This window comes from Chitinophaga sp. LS1, from assembly GCF_034274695.1.
GTDB lineage: Bacteria > Bacteroidota > Bacteroidia > Chitinophagales > Chitinophagaceae > Chitinophaga.
Genome location: NZ_CP128362.1, coordinates 3907756 through 3925716, shown reverse-complemented (window position 1 = coordinate 3925716; position 17961 = coordinate 3907756). Strand labels below are relative to the sequence as shown.

Below are 17961 nucleotides of genomic sequence, written 5' to 3'. Positions count from 1 at the left end.
TTCAAACTTTGTAAAGGTTACTTTTCTGCCGGTGCAATCAATTCAAACTGGGTAAAGGCTATTTTTCTCCTTGTTTTGAATCCTAATTTCTCATACACTTTTACAGCCCTTTCATTAGTAGCCGTTACATGCAGGAATGGTAATACGCCGGCATCCAGGTTCTTTGTCACTATATGCGCTACCAGTTGCTGTGCATAACCCCGGCCTGTAAATTCCGGATGGGTCACTACCGCACTCACTTCTGTATAGCCATTCATGCGCATGCGTTCTCCTGCCATGGCCACCAGCTTACCTGACTGGAAGATGCCAAAGTATTCACCCAGTAATGGAGTTTGTTCATAAAAAAAGCCTGGCTGCACAAGATTGACCAATGTCAACATGTCAGCCAGGTGGGTATCCTGTAATTTTACTATGCCAGTTTGTGGCACCTCTGCTTTTACCTCGCACATCATTTGTAGACAATCTACCTGCCTTACAAATTGCCAGTTTTTCGGCAATACAGGTACATCGCCTACTGTATACATCTTCTCTCCCACTGTAAGCCAGTCGTGCAGTTCATTGTAGGACGCGGCTTCCGGATGTTCGGCACCCATTAGTTGTAATACGCCTGGTTTGTACCGTTGTACGGTAGGTGTGCCTTGTGCCAATGTGCGGTGCACTGTCTGCAATGCATGCCAGACAGGGTTATCTAAAATTGTCATAATAAGACGGTGGTAAATACTATGCCATAAAAAAAGGGCTGTCTCAAGACTCAGAGACAGCCCTTTTTTATTAGGGTACCTGATGGCAGGTAGAATTGTAAGAAATTATCAAATTAGTATTTCCACAGTTCAGAACGTGGAGGCAGTTTCACCACTTTCTGATTCTTATCGTCAAACAGTGTGCGGAACACGAAAGAAGATAAATTGAACGGTTTTACATTGCTATCTTTCGGATTGATGGCTTTACATCTTTCAAGCAGATACAGTGCGCGGGTTACCTGATCAGACAGCAATGCACATGTTACGGAGTTTCTTGCACACAGGTTCTTTACATTCTGGCTGATGCCCGGGCGTTGCAGGATCTCCTGGTATTTCTCTAACATTCTTGCCAGTACAGCTTTGTTTGCGAGAGACGTTTCCTGTGTTTCCAAATGCTCGATCGCATAGTCAGTACTATCTACCAGTGCTTTGATTTCCTGGAAACCATTTTCAGGATTCTTTACATCATACAGGTAGTAGAAGTTATTCGGCACTTTATAATAACCATACGCATCATTCAGCCACTGTGCCATGGCAACGGTCATTTCACTGAATCGCTCATTGTACAGACGGTTGATAGTACTACCTCTGAATTTATCCAGCGCATCGTAATACAGCGTATCGTTACGGAAGGGAATTACGCCAGTATAGTTTGGAATAGGGCGCACGAAGTTCTCGTGAAACTCCTGTCTGAATTCCTTGCCTTCATCGATTACGATCAATGTTTTTTCGATCTCACCAGCTTTGTTCACCACTTCAATTTTGATAGGGCAATAATAGGTGATGGTAGATACATAGCCGTATCTGTTATCGCCGACAGGTACTTTGCGTATTCTGCCGAAATCAACGCCGGTTAAACCCGGAGAAACGATCCTGAAAGTGATGTCCGGTGTTTCACCTTTCTTCGCACGCATGTATTTACCAAAGATGTAAATGTTGTTGTGCAGATCAGGTCTGTCATTTGGCACCGTCATGATAGCAAATTTCTCTGTCTCAGGCATTTCTCTGATCAGGGCATCCTGCCATACTTTGCTGGAAGCATATTTTGATTTCAGCTGCAGGTCGTCTTTCTGACCTTCAGGAGAAACCAGCAGGGTGTTAGGTCTTTCGTACAGTGCCAATGTTTGCGCATACAGGTCGCCAGTACGGGTTTTGTAGTTGTCTATCAGGGTTTTGATAGCGACTTTTGATTCTTCGTTGTTACCATCCTGCAGGGCATAATAGTAAGGCATGAGTTCACCGGGAGCGGTCTTCAGCAAACTATCAGCATAGTGATGGCTGGCAGCAGGGCCATTCTTTGAAACGTCTGCAGCGACTGCAAATTCTGAGAAACGGGTGTAGATCTTAAAGTTTGCTCTTACAACCATGTCTTTGATGAGTACATACAGGATAGCTTTGTGGATGTCGATCCATCGGTCTTCCAGTTTCTCACCTTTTTCAGGTTTGGATTCGTTGCGGTAATTGGGCGTGTTAAGGGTGTTGAAAACCTCATCATTCAAAAGAATTTTGTCAGTGAGTTTTACCGTCTCCTTTAGCTTATCTTTTTCGTTACCTAAAAAGAAGGCCATGTTGGGCTCTAACAATTGTTTGAATTCCAGGTACTGAGACTTGGCGGTGTTCGCAAGATAGGTACGGCTTTCAGTGTCAGAATAGGCAAAGATCATTCTGAATCGTGCGTCGTAATCAAGCATTTTGAATACGATGTCGGATTTTGTTTGTTCTCGGTCTTGAGCAATTGTCCCTTTGGAAACTGTTAACAAAGACAAAAGGAGGGGCAGCCAGAATACTGCTGGTCTAAACTTAATCATAGGTAAGGTTTATATTGAATTATTGTCCTCTGGGTTATCGATAAAATGGGATTAATCCGGACGCAAATATAGTATTATTATTTCACATATCATATCATTTCATTTCTCTCAAAGCGCGACAGGCGGATGCTATACAATGAAAATAAGAATCCCCTACCTTTGTGGGCTATGTTATTTCCTTCATTGTTCAATACTATTATTATACTGACTGTGCTCATTATCGTAGCGGTGTTGAGTATCATTACGAAGAAACTCACTGTTGCTGCGGGTATAGCGGCGATTGTGGTGGGATGGGTTATTTTTGCGGGCGCTGGGTATGTGGGTGAGTTACAGTTATTTACATTTTTTGTATTATCAGTATTGGCTACGCGTCATGGCCGGTTATTGAAAGGGAAGGATCACGGGGAGATTCGGGATGTGTGGCAGGTATTTGCGAATGGCGGGGTAGCGGCGATATTGGCGGTATTGGCGATGATTGATTATAATCATACAGAGTTATATACGTTGATGATTGCGGGTTCGCTGGCGGCGGCGACGGCAGATACGTTGTCTTCTGAGTTGGGGATGGTATATGGGAGGAGGACGTTTAATATATTGACGTTCAGGAGGGAGGAGAAAGGGTTGGATGGGGTGATTAGTATAGAAGGGACGTTAATAGGGGCGTTTGGTGCGTTTATCATTGCGTTTATTTATATGTGGGATAGGAGTTTGTGGGTTATAACGCTGGCGGGTGTAGGGGGGAATGTGATTGATTCGGTGTTGGGGGCGACGTTAGAGCGGAGGAAGATGATAGGGAATAGTACGGTGAATTTTTTGAATACGCTGGCGGGAGGGTTGATTGCTTGGTGGTTGTTTTAAGAAGGGGTTAAATGTATATCGAAGGGTTTTATGCACAAATCCGGTGGTTCTTATCCAGCCAGCAGATAAAAAAAACAGGTCCATCTCTAAAACCGTGAACCCGCTTGGTATTATCCACACGCAATTCAAACATTTCAACTAAATTTTGTATTGATCTGCGAAATCTGTTATCAGGATATTTATATATCGGAATAACTGTTGGTGCTAAACCTGTTTTTGCAACTTTTCCTCCTGTAGCTAAAAGGTTTTTCCAATTATATTTATGCAATTTGTTAATGAAATTCCAAAATGTCTTCATATCCTGTTTACTCCAATCAGAAAAGCATTGAAAATCATGTTGAATGAATTTGATGGAGGCAATGACATGCGCACGATCCCCTTCCAATTTCCATCCATTAAAATCTTCCATACTCATTTGAGAATATTCATCGGGCTGCGGTGCAGCTGAGGCTTTCTTTTTTGGAATGATACTTTTATTATGATGCTTTTTTCCCATTGTTCATTCTTTTTTTATAGTAGTCAATCATATCTTTATGGGTAATTGCTTTATCTACTTTTTCGAACATATCCAATCCTTTTCGTGCTTTTTTCCATGGAAGCTCTCTTTTAGTTAATTCCTGTAAATAGCCAGCAGAGTGCTCTCCATAAATGGTATATACCTCTTCCAGCAGTTCCTCTATTTCAGCAGAAAAATCGGTCTTTGTCCAATCCTTGAACGAATCAATGGCAGCAGCCCGGGGAATATCCTTGAATCTGTGATAAATACTGGCAACTACAGGTCCATTTGGCCATGACTCTATTTTTTCTTTAAACAGTGGCTTGCCATAAATAGCTAAATGCCATGCCTGTGCGTAGTAGATTAATTTCTGCAATTTTAAATGGGATATCGTATCTCCTGCATTTGTATCAATACGTCCCAAAAACCAATTAGCAATTGCATTTGCATCATAAATCATTGTAAACAATTTTTGTTTTAATAAAGTGATTAATTTTCGCAAATCTAACCAACAAAACCCAATCCACAAGCGGGTTTCATTAGATAATCAACTTGATCATAAGCGAATTATTCTGATCAAATAATTAAATAAATAAAGGCAAATCCATTACAGATTTGCCTTCATTTATTTGCCCTTATTTTAAGTTACAAAAACTAATTCATTATTTCTTCTTTGGTTTTGGCTTTGGCAACACACTATGCGTATTAGCCCACTCTCTCCACAATCCTTCCAACTCCTTCACTCGTAAAGGCTCCTGTGCAGCCACATCATTTGTCTCACTCCTATCCTTTTCTAAATTGAACAAATGCCACGTACTATCATTACTGGCACTTACCAACTTCCAGTTACCCACACGTGCATACCTCGCACCAAAATGTTCATTGAACAACTCCTCATGTCCTGTCACTACCTGTCCTTTAAATGAAGGTACCAGACTCACCCCACTACCTGCCTGAATCGCATGACCATTATAGTTAGCAGGATACTTAGCACCCGCCAGTTCAATGAATGTATTCATAAAGTCCATTACATGCCCCACCTGTTTGCTATACCCACCTTTCTTTGTAGTGATCCCCTTTGGCCAGAAAGCAATCATCGGGGTGTGAATCCCCCCTTCAAATGACTCTGCTTTCCAGTAACGATAAGGTGTATTTGCTACATTCGCCCAACGTGGTCCTATGCTGTAATACGTGGTCTCAGGCCCCGGCATCGCTTTCTTATCAGCATACTCAATCTTCCTGCCATCACGTGTTTCATTCGGTCTGTCAAAACCAGGACCATAATGATTACAAATTTCCGCACTCGCACCATTATCACTCAGGAATACGATCAATGTATTATCTAACTGATTCGTCTCTTTCAATGCTTTGATAATTCTGCCAATCCCCTGATCCATTCTGTCAATCATCGCGGCATGCGTAGCCATTGCTGCTGCATCCCATTCCTTGTCTGGATTTGACTCCCAACTCTGCTCATCTTTAAATCGTGGAGACAATTTAGTAGTTGTGGAATCAATCAATCCCAGTTTTACCATTTTTTTATAACGGGCTTCACGCACGGCTTCCCATCCTCCTTTATAAGTATCTTTATACTTCGCGATATCTTCCGGCAATGCATGCAATGGCCAGTGTGGCGCATTCTCCGCTACATACAGGAAGAATGGTTTATCATCATTTGCATACCCTTTGATGTAAGCTACCGCAGTATCTGCAATCGCATCCGTATGATAATAATCTTTAGGTACTTCTTTGATGGGAGTAGTACCACTTACCAGACTAAATGGATCGTAAAAATCCACGACTCCCCAGATGGTGCCAAAGAATTTCTCAAACCCTCTGCTGGTAGGATATTGCTCTATGGGTGAAAAAGCAGGATAAGTCGTATGATGGTTCAGCCAGTTCAGTTGTTCCTTTGGATCTGGCTGACCATCCGTATTGGATACATGCCATTTACCAGACATGGCAGTGTGATACCCTGCAGCTTTCAATACTTCTGCAAGCGTCACCGCATTCTCCGTAATATGACCGAGATAGCCAGGCTCATCCTCCGCATCCGTCATCTTACCGATGCCTGCCTGATGATTATACAACCCTGTCAGCAACGATGCCCTGGTAGGACAACAACGCGATGTATTGTAAAACTGTGTATACCTGATCCCATTCTCTGCGAGGTAATTGATATTCGGTGTATTGATCTCACCACCATAACATCCCACATCCGAGAAACCCATATCATCAGCCAGGATCACCACAATGTTCGGTCTTGTTTTCTTTTTGGGTGGAGCGGCTTTCTTAAAGCCTCCGAGAGAAAACAACAGCACTACACCTGCACAAACAGTCACAGCACTAAAGATTAGCTTTTTTCTATGCATACTCTCATTTTAAAATTACCAGTTGGGATTTTGTGTCAGATTAGGATTCAGGATAATCTCCTGTTGTGGAATCGCCCACAGATAATCACGTTCCGGGTTAAACGCACGTACAAAGCTATTATTCACAACGGTAGTCAGCACTCCGTCCTTCACATAGGTCATACCCTTAATTGGACCAGGCATCACATTCTCAGCAGTTCTCCATCTTCTGATGTCAAACAAATGTAATCCTTCAAATGCCAATTCCACAATTCTTTCATGACGAACGGCGGCACGCAATTGTGCCTGTGTTAACCCTGTCGCAAGCGCAGGCATATTCACATCGCCACGCTGACGTACTGTGTTGATCGCATCGTACACAGTCTGGTCGATGCTGTTCTGTTCTATCTTCGCTTCTGCATAGGTGAGCAGTACTTCTGCATAGCGGATGAGAATAATATTGATACCACAGTTACCCGGTGTAGAAATATCCTCTGCATTGATATACTTTCTTACATTGAAGCCAGTCGTAGTAGCATAGAGGTTACCCCCACCGATCGCATCTGCTGTGCCACTACCCGGGATGGAATTGTACACTTTGTTATTCACCAGTGTATCGCCCGGAGTGTAGATCGTATAATGCAAACGTGGATCACGGTTACTGTATGCATTGTATGCATCATAACCACTGGTCGCATCTGTAATAGGTAGCCCATTTGCCATTTCAAATTCATCGGCCATACCGGCAGCAGGCACTACCTGCGCTACGGCAGAAGCTATAGAAGCCGGCGCCATATTAGAAAACACGGCATTGGAATATACATCCTTTGTAAATTCCTTGTCCATGATCACTTCCACATTGTTCTCCGCCGCATAGCTGAAGAGTGTTTTGAATGTAGGATACAATGAATACTTCCCCAGGTCCATCACTGCTTTGGCAGCAGTAGCAGATTCCGCATAACGGCCTGCATATAACATCGCTCTTGCTTTCAGGGCATACGCTGCGCCTTTTGTGAGACGGCCTTTGTCTGACTGTGATACTGGCATCAATACCGCTGCTGCATCCAGTTCTGTGGATATAAAATCGTAAATGGCAGATACATCTGTACGGGTGAGCAAGTTCCCTTCACTGATGGTAATAGATTTTGTCACCAGTGGTACCGCACCAAAGAAGTTGACCAGCCTGATGTAGAAATAAGCGCGTAAAGCTCTTGCCTCGCCTTTACGGCTATTTACCAAAGTGGTATCTACGATAGTGACCCTGTCTACATTTTCCAATAAATAATTAGCTGCGTGAATGCCTTTGTAATAATTATTGTAATATTCTGAGAAATTAGCATTCTGTGCATCTGCCACACCCTGGTCTACAGGTGCAAAGCTGCTACCGGTTGTATTGAAATGCCCGATGTCTGTCAGACCATCCCAATAGAGCAGGTTACCACCATCGAGATAGGTGTAAATCGCATTCACTGCATTGGTGACATCAGCATCTGTCTTCCAGTAGATTTCAGAAGAAATCCTGTCTGTAGGTACCGTCACCAGCAGGTTTTCACGACACGCCATTAATGTCATGCCTAAGAATAAATATATCGTGTTTCTGATTTTCATACCGCTTAAAAATTAATGTTAGCACCGAACGTAAACGTTTTCGTTTGAGGGTAATAGTTACCTCTTCCTGTTGGAAATTCAGGATCTATGCCCCATTCATTCGCCTGAGAGAATGTAAACAGGTTGCTGCCACTCAGGTACAATCTTGCTTTTTTGATTTTTAAATGTTGTAATACAGAAGCGGGTAATGTATAACCCAGTTGCAGGTTCTTTACACGTGCATAGCCCATCTTCACGACCCAGAAGTCAGAGATCTGTGCATTCTTGTCTGTAAATTTCTGTGGCCTTGCAAATCTTGCATTCGGGTTTTCTGGTGTCCAGTAATCGTTTTCTATATCTATCACGAAACCCTGGTTGTTACCAGCATCAGCAAATGCGCCGGATACGCGGGCATCCTGCTTTATAGCTCCTTGTATGAAGAGATAAAAGTCGAAGTTTTTATATTGCAATGAAGAGGTAAAACCGAATGTATAATGTGGGAATGGATCTCCGATCATGGTTCTGTCATCCGCACTGATCTTGCCATCACCATTCAGGTCTACGTATTTCAGGTCACCCGGGTAGGTGTTGTTGTCATACTTTGCAGAGTTCTTTACATCATCAGCATCTTTGTAAAGCCCCTTTGTTTTGAAGCCCCATAGTACGCCGATAGGCAGACCTACCTGGTTGGCATAGAGCCCATCATTGGTAGAACCTGTGATGTATGGACCCGTACCTGCCAGGTCTACAACCTTATTGATATTGTTAGAAATGTTGAAGTTGATCGCATACTGCACAGGATGTGAATGATCATGATAGTTCAACCCCAGTTCCCATCCTTTGTTAGATACCACACCTGCATTCTGCACGGGTGTATTCAGACCGATAGCCCCGGGGATCGCCAGACTTAACAAGATGCCGGTAGTCTTTTTATTGTAATAATCGAATACCACATCCAGTTTATTATGGAGGATGGTCGCATCAAAACCAAGGTCTGTCTGTGTCGTGGTTTCCCATGCAATCGCGGTGTTCGCATAATCCAGCAGTGCATAACCTGTAGCAGCAGTGCCATTGAAGTTGTAGTTCAATGTGGTCAGTGACTCGTAGAAACTGTAAGCACTCACGGTCTGGTTACCAGTACGGCCATAGCTACCACGGAGTTTGAATTCAGGGATCAGGTAACTCAGCGGACGCCAGAATTTTTCCTGTGATAACCGCCATCCTGCTGAGAAAGACGGGAAGAAACTATAGAGATTATCACCTGTGAAGTTGGATGAACCATCATACCGGCCATTCAATTCCAGCAGGTATTTGTCATTAAAGTTGTAATTGAAACGGGTAAAATAAGAACGCAAACCAGCTATCGCATCGCTACCACTGTTGTCTTTTGAGCTGGCCGCACCGGCGCTTAAAGCCTGGATGTCGTTGTTGTAGAAAGTATTTCTAAAACCAGTCAGGGAGTTGGTATTAGTATAAATTTGTGAATAGCCTCCCAGCAGACTGAAATTATGTTTGCCTAATGTGAGTTTGTATTGCAGCAAACTGTTCAGCGTTTCCGTATAACCATTGCTGCGCCCTTCAGTTAAGCTATTCGTAGCAACTGTCTTTGTACGGGAAGGATAGTTTTCATCTACGACCGCATAAGCGGCTTTGAATACTTTGGTCCTGTCATTAGTAGATACAACACCATATTGTGTAGAGAAGGTTAATCCTTTTACAATATTCCATGAACCTTGCAGATTCGCGGTGAACTGGTTATAGTAATCGTTATCGTAGCCAGACAAATCGCGGCTGATTAACGGGTTATTGCCCTGTGCACTTACGCCGTAGCCACCATCTGGATAGCGGGGAGTTACGAACTGTGCACCATGCAGAGTGTTGTAAAACACGTTTGCGGCATCCTGTGGTTGTGTGCTGTAGAGCATACGATAGTCTGCATCCACGCTGAATTTAAATTTATCAGAAGGGATGAAGTCTGTATTCAGTCTTACTTCACGCACATCGTTGCTGAACTTGTCGGTGATACCCTCCTGCTTCATATAGCGGATGTCCATGAGGGCTTTGAACTGTTTGCTACCGCCGCTCAGGGTGAAGTTATTATTGTATTGAGGTGCTTTTTTGTACAGTACATCGTACCATACGTTGGCTTCCGGATACTTAATTTTATCGGAGCTGCTGATGTACTCTTTGATATAATCTTCTGTATAAGGAGCAGCCTGCCCCGCGTTTACATAAGCTACATTTTGCTGACGCATATATTGTTCGGTCGTCATACCCTGAGGATGATTACCCAGTTGCTGAATGGCATAATAGCCATTGTAAGCTACATTGATCTGGCCTTCCTTTGCACGCCTGGTGGTGATGAGCACAACGCCGGTGGCGGCACGGGAACCATAGATAGAGGTGGCGGCGGCATCTTTCAGGATAGAGACGTTTTCAATATCATCGGGGTTCAGGTTATTGATGCCCTGTTCGATACCATCTACAAGGATGAGGGGATTATTGCCACTGAGCGTAGTGATACCCCGGATACGCATAGTGACACTGGCACGACCCGGTGCACCACCCTGATCTAATACAGTCATGCCGGGGCTGAGGCCTTGCAGGGATTGCTGGGTGTTGTTCACAACCCGTTTAGAAAGGTCTTCAGCACTGATGATACCAACCGCACTCGTAAGACTTACCTTTTTCTGTGTGCCGTAACCGACTACGACAACTTCTCTCATTTTGCTGTTATCGTCAGGTTCAAGTCTGATGATCGTATTTTTTGCATTGCCGGCGGAGACCACTTTGGGTTTATATCCGAGGAAGGTGAAGATGAGAGAGTCTTCTTTATTACTTACAGGGATATTGAACCTGCCGGAAGTATCACTGATAGCGCCACGGGAAGTTCCTTTGAGGCGAACGGTAATACCCGGCATGGGTTCACCCTTTTCATTCAGCACCGAGCCGGTGATGATGACAGGGGCAGCGGTATCTGCTGCGGGTTTTGGTGGAGCGGGCATGTTATGATCTTTTTGTCGTAAGATGATATTTCTACCTTTTACGGTAAAAGCGAGGTCAAGGTTGGCGAGACATTTATCCAGCGCTTCCTGTAGGGTAGCATCTTTAACATGCAGGGATACAGCAGGCTTGTTGTTCAACAGGGTGTCATTATATATAATGGACACGCCTGCCTGACGCATGATTTCGGTCAGGATAGACTCCAGCGGCACTTTTCTGACAGATAATGAAATTGTCTGCGAGAAACTATTGGCACTTACGTGCATGCAGGCTATGAGTGCGATAAGCGCGGTTAATTTCATAACCCGGAAAAGTTTAATTTTTGCATCATTCAATACAGAGGGAGGAGTAAATAGCCTTCCTCTCAACAGGCGTCTGCCCGTGATAAATAATTTCATAACTTAGTGGAGTTTGGAATTGCTGATTAAATCTTTAAGCGGATAAGTGAGTAAGTCCAGATGTTATAACCGGGAGGTGTTGGTAGCACCGACCGGTTTTTTATTTGCCAGAGGTATATTTCTGGTTTTTTATTCGCCGGAAAGGTTCGTTCTTTAATTGCCAGAGCGTATGTTTCTGGTTTTTATTGAACGAAGGTGTTCCTAACAGATTCCGTTTAAAAATTGCCAGAGGTGTTGGTAGCTCCTGCTGGATTTTATTGAACGAAGTGTTGCTTCTCTCCCTGTTTTTTTTCGGCATATGGACTTGAACGTGGAACCGAACTAGGTGTACATGAACGTGAATTTTAAGTACTTTACTGAGTGATGCGTGGTGTCTGTTCTGTGATCCTTTTATTGACCTGATTGATACGTAGTTGCTGATCTGCGCATCTCTTGTTGCCAGACTTATGGTAAAACGGTGACTTTCCTGCCTGTAATTTTAAAATGATTGATGCCATTTGCTTCCAGCAATTCCAGTACATCTGCAAGCGGCTGGTTGCGGCCGATACCGCCACTATACCTGCGGTTATCTCCTTTCACTTCATTTACAACTTCAATATCATACCACCGGGAAATCTCCCTGAGCAATACATCCAGTTTGGCATGATTAAATAAGAACAGTCCATTTTTCCAGGCAATGACACTATTGACATCTACATTCTTCACAGCGATGCGGGCACTATCCTTGTCACATACAGCCTGTTCACCGGGTTGTAACAGCTGTGAATCCGACCCTTTCACGATTTTCACCGCACCTTGTACAAGGGTCGCATTCACACTGTTTTCGTCGGTATAGGCCATAATGTCGAAGTTGGTACCCAGCACCTGTACTTCCAGCTGGTTCACTTTTACCTTGAACGGCTGACGGCTGTTGCTGGCGATTTCAAAGTATCCCTGCCCTTGCAGCTCTACCACTCTATCCGTACCCGTGAAAGCAGTAGGGTACCGGAGGGAAGAGGCGGAATTAAGCCATACGTGAGAGCCATCGGGCAATATGATTTCATATAGCCCGCCTCTGGGCACGGAGAGGGTGTTATACCCCACTGTTTCTGTGCCGGTAGCAACGTATTGGAGGCGGCCACCCTGTTGATTGATGGCGACGCCGTTTTGCCGGATCTGTTGGTGAGCAATACTATCTAAAGCCACTGTAGTTCCATCTGCAAGGGTGAGGACGGCTTTGTTTGTACCAGGGAACACGTCTCCACTTATCCGGGCGATCTCTTTTACCGCTGGCTGAGTTGGTCTGTGAGACCACAGCCAGGCACCTGTACCTACAAGCAGGAAGATGGCGGCTGCAGCCCACCATACCTGCTGACGGTTGAGGTGACGGACTTTCGGGGATGGGAACTCCAGGTCAGCTGCCCGCTGCATCATTTGCAGAAAGAGCTGGTCGGTGTCTTTGTCACCTGATTGGCCGTTGAACGCCCTGTTTGACAGTTTTTCCTGTATGGCACGGGCTATTGCTTCCTGGTTTTCAGGTTTTTGGGCCTGGGAAAGGAATAGCCTCAGCTCATCAGAGCTGAGAGATTCATACAGGAATTTTTCCAAAAGCAATGAAAAGTCTTGCATGTTGGAGGAATTTATTGGTGGTATAATTAAAGACGGGATTGGAAGATGATAGGACCCGGGTGGTGGGAATATTTTTTATAAAAAACATTTATGAAAGAGGGAATTCACCTACGGGGACACGAATGGGGATGAAAACGGGATACCAAAAGGATGAAAATGGGAACACCATCGAGCATCGAGGATTCCTACCTGGGAGATAACCATTCTTTATAAAAAAAAGGTTATCCATATGAAAATCAAATAATTACCAGCATGTACTTTCAAATATTTTCTTAAATAAAGAATTGAATTCACCATATGGTTTTTCACTGTTCGCTTGGCTAAACCAGTTCTTTTAGCAATTTCCTCATGGGTGAGGCCCTCAAACCGGCTTAGTTTAAACACCGTTTGCTGCTGGGTAGTCAATTGACTAATGGCCCGCTGGATATGGGAATCAAATTCTTTAAATTCCAGCTGTTGGGCGGGTGTGCCATTTACATCTGCAAAATATTCAGTAAAATAATCATCTAAGCTGCCAGTAAAGACTTTCCTGCGTAAGCGATCTAAGAGAAGGTTGCGTGTGGTGATATATAAGAACCCATCAAACCGCTCTACCTCTTTTAACATCGCGCGTTTTACCCAGATTTGGGCAAATACCTCCTGCGCCACATCCTCCGATAGTTCCGGCGATTTGGTAAAAGCTAGTGCAGTAGTATAGATCCGATCCCAGTAATGTGTATAGATTACTTTGTAAGCCTCCGTATCCCCCGCTACTACCAACTTTAGAAGTTCCTGTTCGTTATGTAACTCATTTTGCACCATGCAGAATGACAACTCCTTTTTGGCTGATTGTTCGGCTTAAAAATAGTAAAATCTATTTTTTAAAGGGAAATCTTATTTTTTAGGGACAGATCTTCCATCTTATCAGGTCAGCGCAACAATTTAGGTTGTGGATTGGTAAAGGGTAATAAACAGGTGGCGTAGGTGAAGTAGTTGCATTAATTGCATCTACCAAATAAGGGCGTAGTTGAAGGAGTTTCATTATTGCATCTAGCAGATAAGGGCATAGTTGAAGGAATCACATTAACTCCATCTACCAAATAAGGGCGTAGTTGAAGGAATCGCATTACTGAATAAGGTCGTGGGCGAAGGTTTCAAACTACTCCCATTTGCCGGATAAAAATGAATCGAGGCCGGTTTGCATCAGGTAGAATTATTTATCAATGATCATTCAATGGTAGACCCCGGCGCTGAAACTCTTTCCAATTAAGATACTCATCGCCCCGGCGCTGTTCTTTCATCGTGATACAGTCATCTACCGGACATACCAACTTACACAGATTACAGCCCACACATTCATCTTCTTTAATAGCGTATGTATTATACGGATTGCCATATGATAAACTAATCGCCTGATGCGAACCATCTTCACAACTGATATAGCACAATCCACAATGGATACATTTATCCTGATTGATATTCGCTACAATATGATAATTGATATCCAGTTCTTCCCACTGAGTCAAGGTTGGTACTGACTTTCCGATAAAATCATAAATAGTGGCAAATCCTTTTTCATCCATCCAGTTATTTAATCCTTCACAGAAGTCCTCTATAATTCTAAATCCATACCGCATAGCGGCTGTGCACACCTGTAAGCTGGTGGCGCCCAGGAGCATAAACTCTACTGCATCCCTCCAGGTACTGATACCACCAATACCTGAAATGGGTACTTTTGAAGTAATCGGATCCTGACTGATGGTCGTTAAAAACTTTAATGCGATTGGTTTCACCGCCGGGCCACAATAACCTCCGAAAGTAGATCGGCCGCCTACATTTGGATTGGGTACGAAGGTGTTTAAGTCTACACCTGTTACAGACTGAATGGTATTGATGAGTGACAATGCATTCGTACCGCCGGCGATTGCTGCTTTTCCTGTGGGTACGACTGAATGTACATTGGGAGTAAGTTTTGTTATTACGGGTATATGAGCGGCTTCCATCACCCACTCTAATACCATTTTTGCTATTTCAGGGTCTTGCCCTACGGCAGCTCCCATACCACGTTCTGTCATGCCGTGAGGACAGCCAAAGTTTAATTCTAATCCGTGGGCGCCGGTGTCTTCAACTTTTTTGATTAATTCATGCCAGCTTTCTTTGTTGTTGTCTGCCATGAGAGATACAACCATAGCCCTGTCGGGGAATAAGCGGATGCATTCTTTAATTTCTTTTAGATTGAGGTCCAGCGGGCGGTCACTGATCAGTTCAATGTTATTCATGCCCATTATACGGTTGCCATTGTAATCTATGGAGGAATATCGGGAGGAGACGTTTTTTACCTGGCTGCCGAGGGTTTTCCATACGACACCACCCCAGCCGGCTTCAAAGGCGCGGAGCACATTTACCTGTTTATCTGTTGGGGGCGCGCTTGCCAGCCAGAAAGGGTTGGGGGATTTGATGCCTAAAAAATTGGTTGAAAGGTCTGCCATAAGTTAATTTTGAAACAGGTAAAATAATAAGGCGTTTTTCTTACAGGTAATCATGGTTTATTGTTTAGAACAGGTAAAATAATAAGGAGTTTTGCTTACCAGCAATCATGGTTTGTTGTTTAGAACAGGTAAAACAATAAGAAATTTTGCTTACCAGCAATCATGGTTTGTTGTTTAGAACAGGTAAAACAATAAAGAGTTTTGCTTACCAGCAATCATGGTTTATTGTTTAGAACAGGTAAAATAATAAGGAGTTTTGCTTACCAGCAATCATGGTTTGTCATTCAGAATAGATAAAACAATAAGCTATTCACCAATCAGGTATTGCAATATTGCCTTCGCGCCTTCCTTCCCGGCCTGCACCGCATCTACCACCTCCTTCCCCCCATTCACACAATCCCCTCCTGCAAACACCCCAGGCAAACTAGTCGCCGCATGTTCATTAATCAATACTTTACCATGATCGTTATCTATCTGCGGAGATGCCATTGTATAGGGTAACTGTCCCGTTGCCTTAATCACCATATCTACATTCAGTGTAATCAACTCTCCTATACCCACCGGTGATTTCCTTTCATCTAACCGCATCATTTCACATACTAATTGTTTCACCTGCCCATTCTCTCCTGTAATTTCTTTCGGCGCTGCCAGCCAGATAATTTTGCATCCATCCAGTTTTGCGATATTTAATTCTGTCTCTGTACAAGGCATTTCTGCTTCGGTTCTTCTATATACGAGGGTCACATCTTTTGCACCTAATCTTTTCGCCTGCGTAGCCGCATCAATAGCTGTCATGCCCATACCAATCACGGCTACAGACTCACCTACCGGCACTTCAGGATAACCCTTTGTACGAATCTCATAGATGAAATGAATCGCATCTACCACACCATTTAATTGCTCACCAGCTATAGATAACTGTCTTGCCAGCCCTACACCATATGCGAGGTATACAGCGTCATATTGTTGTTGTAATATTTCTAACAATACATCTTTGCCAAGTTGCATATTGTATAGCACATTGATGCCGCCTAATGAAATGATATAATCTACTTCCTCCTGACAGAACTGTGGTGTCACTTTATAAGCCGCAATCCCGTACGTCATCAGCCCTCCACCCTTGCTTTCCTTTTCATAAATTGTTACATCTACCCCCTCTCTCGACAAAGCATGTGCACAACTCAATCCCGCAGGACCCGCGCCAATTACTGCTACTTTTTTCCCATTGGAGGGCTGGCGGGTAAATAATGGCCATTTCTCCCGGATAGCCCGTTCTGTGGCATAGCGTTGCAGTTTTGCAATCGGAATGGCTTCTTCTTCCAGGAGATTGTATACACAGGCACCTTCGCACAACTTTTCTACAGGACATACTTTTGAGCATCCTCCACCCATGATATTGGCAGATAGGATAGTATATGCCGCTCCTTTCAGATTTTCTGTTGTAATCTGTTTTATAAATTTGGGCACATCGATACTGGTTGGGCAACTTTTCGTACACGGCGCATCATAGCAGAACAGGCAGCGGTTTGCCTCTACCAGCGCAGCACTGTGGATTTCAAATGGAGGGTGGATGTCGCTGAAATGCGCATTGTATTCTTCGGTGGTCAACCTGTTATTACGAAGGGACATAAGAATAATTTATAGTTCTGAAGGATTGACACATGTCTCAGACGGTATTACGAAAAGCCATTAATATGATTTAAAACTCTGTAAGCTCACCATATGCCTCAACCGGTATTTCAAAAAGCCATAACTATGATCTACAACTCTGTAAGCTTGCCATACGTCTCCGGTCTTCTATCCCTGAAAAACTGCCATACACTCCGTACCTCATCAATCATCCCCAAATCAAACTCTGCCACCAGCAATTCATCCTTATCTTCTGAAGCCTGTGCAAATATCTGTCCACGAGGATCCACGAAATAAGAAGACCCATAAAACCTTCCTAAATTCCACGGCTTCTCTTCCCCTACCCTATTGATACATCCCATAAAATACCCATTGGCCGCTGCATGTGCAGGCTGTTCCAGTTTCCAGAGGTATTGAGAAAGCCCTGCTACCGTTGCAGATGGATTGTATACGATCTCTGCCCCATTCAACCCCAATACCCTTGCCCCATCCGGGAAATGACGATCATAACAGATGTAGATCCCCACCTTCGCATAGCGTGTCTGAAACACAGGATATCCTAAATTTCCAGGCTTGAAGAAGAACTTCTCCCAAAAACCAGATGTATGTGGTATATGATTCTTTCTATATTTCCCTAAATATTTCCCATCTGCATCTATGATCGCTGCGGTGTTGTATAGTACGCCTGCCTGCTCCTTTTCATACACCGGCACAATGATCACCATATTATATTTTGCTGCATAGGCTGACATTCGCTCGGTAGTCGGACCAGGTACTGGTTCGGCAGATTGATACCAATCACTGTTCTGTCCCGGACAGAAATAAGGTGTATTAAATATCTCCTGCAAACAAAGGATCTGTACTCCCTGCTCTCCCGCAGCTTCTATCAGCGGCACATGCTTTTGAAACATCGCCTCTTTGATTTCTTCAATCGTACCTTCGCCTTCCGTTTTCGGTAAACTCATCTGGATTAACCCTGATTTAATAATACGTGACATGCGATTCTATGATTTTG

Annotated in this window: 13 protein-coding genes; 1 reads left to right on the top strand and 12 read right to left on the bottom strand. The window is 43.7% G+C overall.

Features of this window, described 5'->3' with window-relative positions:
- Positions 1–17: 17 nt before the first annotated feature.
- Entirely contained in the window at positions 18–701 is a 684-nt protein-coding gene (locus QQL36_RS16245) for a GNAT family N-acetyltransferase (RefSeq protein ID WP_321570287.1), read from the bottom strand.
- A 113-nt stretch (positions 702–814) separates the two neighbouring features.
- The gene (locus QQL36_RS16240) at positions 815–2548 is read right to left on the bottom strand and encodes a hypothetical protein (protein WP_321570286.1); all 1734 of its coding nucleotides are present in this window, start codon (positions 2546–2548) and stop codon (positions 815–817) included.
- Positions 2549–2716: 168 nt separating this feature from the next.
- On the opposite strand from QQL36_RS16240, the gene QQL36_RS16235 reads away from it, so the two are divergent.
- On the top strand, positions 2717–3406 hold the full coding sequence (locus QQL36_RS16235) for a DUF92 domain-containing protein (RefSeq protein ID WP_083722800.1): 690 nt from the start codon (positions 2717–2719) through the stop codon (positions 3404–3406).
- A gap of 28 nt (positions 3407–3434) precedes the next feature.
- Here QQL36_RS16235 and QQL36_RS16230 read toward each other — a convergent pair whose 3' ends face one another.
- From QQL36_RS16230 to QQL36_RS16185, 10 genes are all read right to left on the bottom strand, one after another.
- Complete coding sequence (locus tag QQL36_RS16230; RefSeq protein ID WP_083722691.1) at positions 3435–3902, bottom strand: MAG6450 family protein; 468 nt, start codon at positions 3900–3902, stop codon at positions 3435–3437.
- Entirely contained in the window at positions 3883–4362 is a 480-nt protein-coding gene (locus tag QQL36_RS16225; RefSeq protein ID WP_321570285.1) for a Panacea domain-containing protein, read from the bottom strand. Before QQL36_RS16225 ends, QQL36_RS16230 begins: the two co-directional genes overlap by 20 nt.
- 202 nt (positions 4363–4564) lie before the next feature.
- Positions 4565–6274, bottom strand: coding sequence for an arylsulfatase (locus QQL36_RS16220; protein ID WP_321570284.1), 1710 nt, complete (start codon positions 6272–6274; stop codon positions 4565–4567).
- A gap of 15 nt (positions 6275–6289) precedes the next feature.
- Positions 6290–7861 carry a RagB/SusD family nutrient uptake outer membrane protein gene (locus QQL36_RS16215; RefSeq protein ID WP_321570283.1) on the bottom strand — a complete coding sequence of 524 codons (1572 nt, stop codon included), beginning with the start codon at positions 7859–7861 and terminating at the stop codon, positions 6290–6292.
- A 5-nt stretch (positions 7862–7866) separates the two neighbouring features.
- A complete protein-coding gene (locus QQL36_RS16210; protein ID WP_321570282.1) occupies positions 7867–11241 on the bottom strand; it encodes a TonB-dependent receptor in 3375 nt (1124 codons plus the stop codon).
- Between the two features lie 444 nt (positions 11242–11685).
- Positions 11686–12849: a FecR family protein gene (locus tag QQL36_RS16205; protein ID WP_321570281.1), complete on the bottom strand. Its 1164-nt coding sequence runs from the start codon at positions 12847–12849 to the stop codon at positions 11686–11688.
- Positions 12850–13056: 207 nt separating this feature from the next.
- Complete coding sequence (locus QQL36_RS16200) at positions 13057–13650, bottom strand: RNA polymerase sigma-70 factor (RefSeq protein WP_321570280.1); 594 nt, start codon at positions 13648–13650, stop codon at positions 13057–13059.
- 398 nt (positions 13651–14048) lie between these two features.
- Complete coding sequence (gene preA / locus QQL36_RS16195; protein WP_321570279.1) at positions 14049–15317, bottom strand: NAD-dependent dihydropyrimidine dehydrogenase subunit PreA; 1269 nt, start codon at positions 15315–15317, stop codon at positions 14049–14051.
- Positions 15318–15623: 306 nt separating this feature from the next.
- Positions 15624–16946 (bottom strand): NAD(P)-dependent oxidoreductase, encoded by a 1323-nt coding sequence (locus tag QQL36_RS16190; protein WP_321570278.1) that lies wholly within the window; start codon positions 16944–16946, stop codon positions 15624–15626.
- Between the two features lie 131 nt (positions 16947–17077).
- Positions 17078–17944, bottom strand: coding sequence for a nitrilase-related carbon-nitrogen hydrolase (locus tag QQL36_RS16185; protein WP_321570277.1), 867 nt, complete (start codon positions 17942–17944; stop codon positions 17078–17080).
- Positions 17945–17961: the final 17 nt, after the last annotated feature.

Excerpts from the sequence above, each read along its gene's own strand:
- QQL36_RS16245 (WP_321570287.1), bottom strand. The coding sequence starts at position 701 with ATGACAATTTTAGATAACCCTGTCTGGCATGCATTGCAGACAGTGCAC.
- QQL36_RS16240 (WP_321570286.1), bottom strand. The coding sequence starts at position 2,548 with ATGATTAAGTTTAGACCAGCAGTATTCTGGCTGCCCCTCCTTTTGTCT.
- QQL36_RS16235 (WP_083722800.1), top strand. The coding sequence starts at position 2,717 with ATGTTATTTCCTTCATTGTTCAATACTATTATTATACTGACTGTGCTC.
- QQL36_RS16230 (WP_083722691.1), bottom strand. The coding sequence starts at position 3,902 with ATGGGAAAAAAGCATCATAATAAAAGTATCATTCCAAAAAAGAAAGCC.
- QQL36_RS16225 (WP_321570285.1), bottom strand. The coding sequence starts at position 4,362 with ATGATTTATGATGCAAATGCAATTGCTAATTGGTTTTTGGGACGTATT.
- QQL36_RS16220 (WP_321570284.1), bottom strand. The coding sequence starts at position 6,274 with ATGCATAGAAAAAAGCTAATCTTTAGTGCTGTGACTGTTTGTGCAGGT.
- QQL36_RS16215 (WP_321570283.1), bottom strand. The coding sequence starts at position 7,861 with ATGAAAATCAGAAACACGATATATTTATTCTTAGGCATGACATTAATG.
- QQL36_RS16210 (WP_321570282.1), bottom strand. The coding sequence starts at position 11,241 with ATGAAATTATTTATCACGGGCAGACGCCTGTTGAGAGGAAGGCTATTT.
- QQL36_RS16205 (WP_321570281.1), bottom strand. The coding sequence starts at position 12,849 with ATGCAAGACTTTTCATTGCTTTTGGAAAAATTCCTGTATGAATCTCTC.
- QQL36_RS16200 (WP_321570280.1), bottom strand. The coding sequence starts at position 13,650 with ATGGTGCAAAATGAGTTACATAACGAACAGGAACTTCTAAAGTTGGTA.
- preA (WP_321570279.1), bottom strand. The coding sequence starts at position 15,317 with ATGGCAGACCTTTCAACCAATTTTTTAGGCATCAAATCCCCCAACCCT.
- QQL36_RS16190 (WP_321570278.1), bottom strand. The coding sequence starts at position 16,946 with ATGTCCCTTCGTAATAACAGGTTGACCACCGAAGAATACAATGCGCAT.
- QQL36_RS16185 (WP_321570277.1), bottom strand. The coding sequence starts at position 17,944 with ATGTCACGTATTATTAAATCAGGGTTAATCCAGATGAGTTTACCGAAA.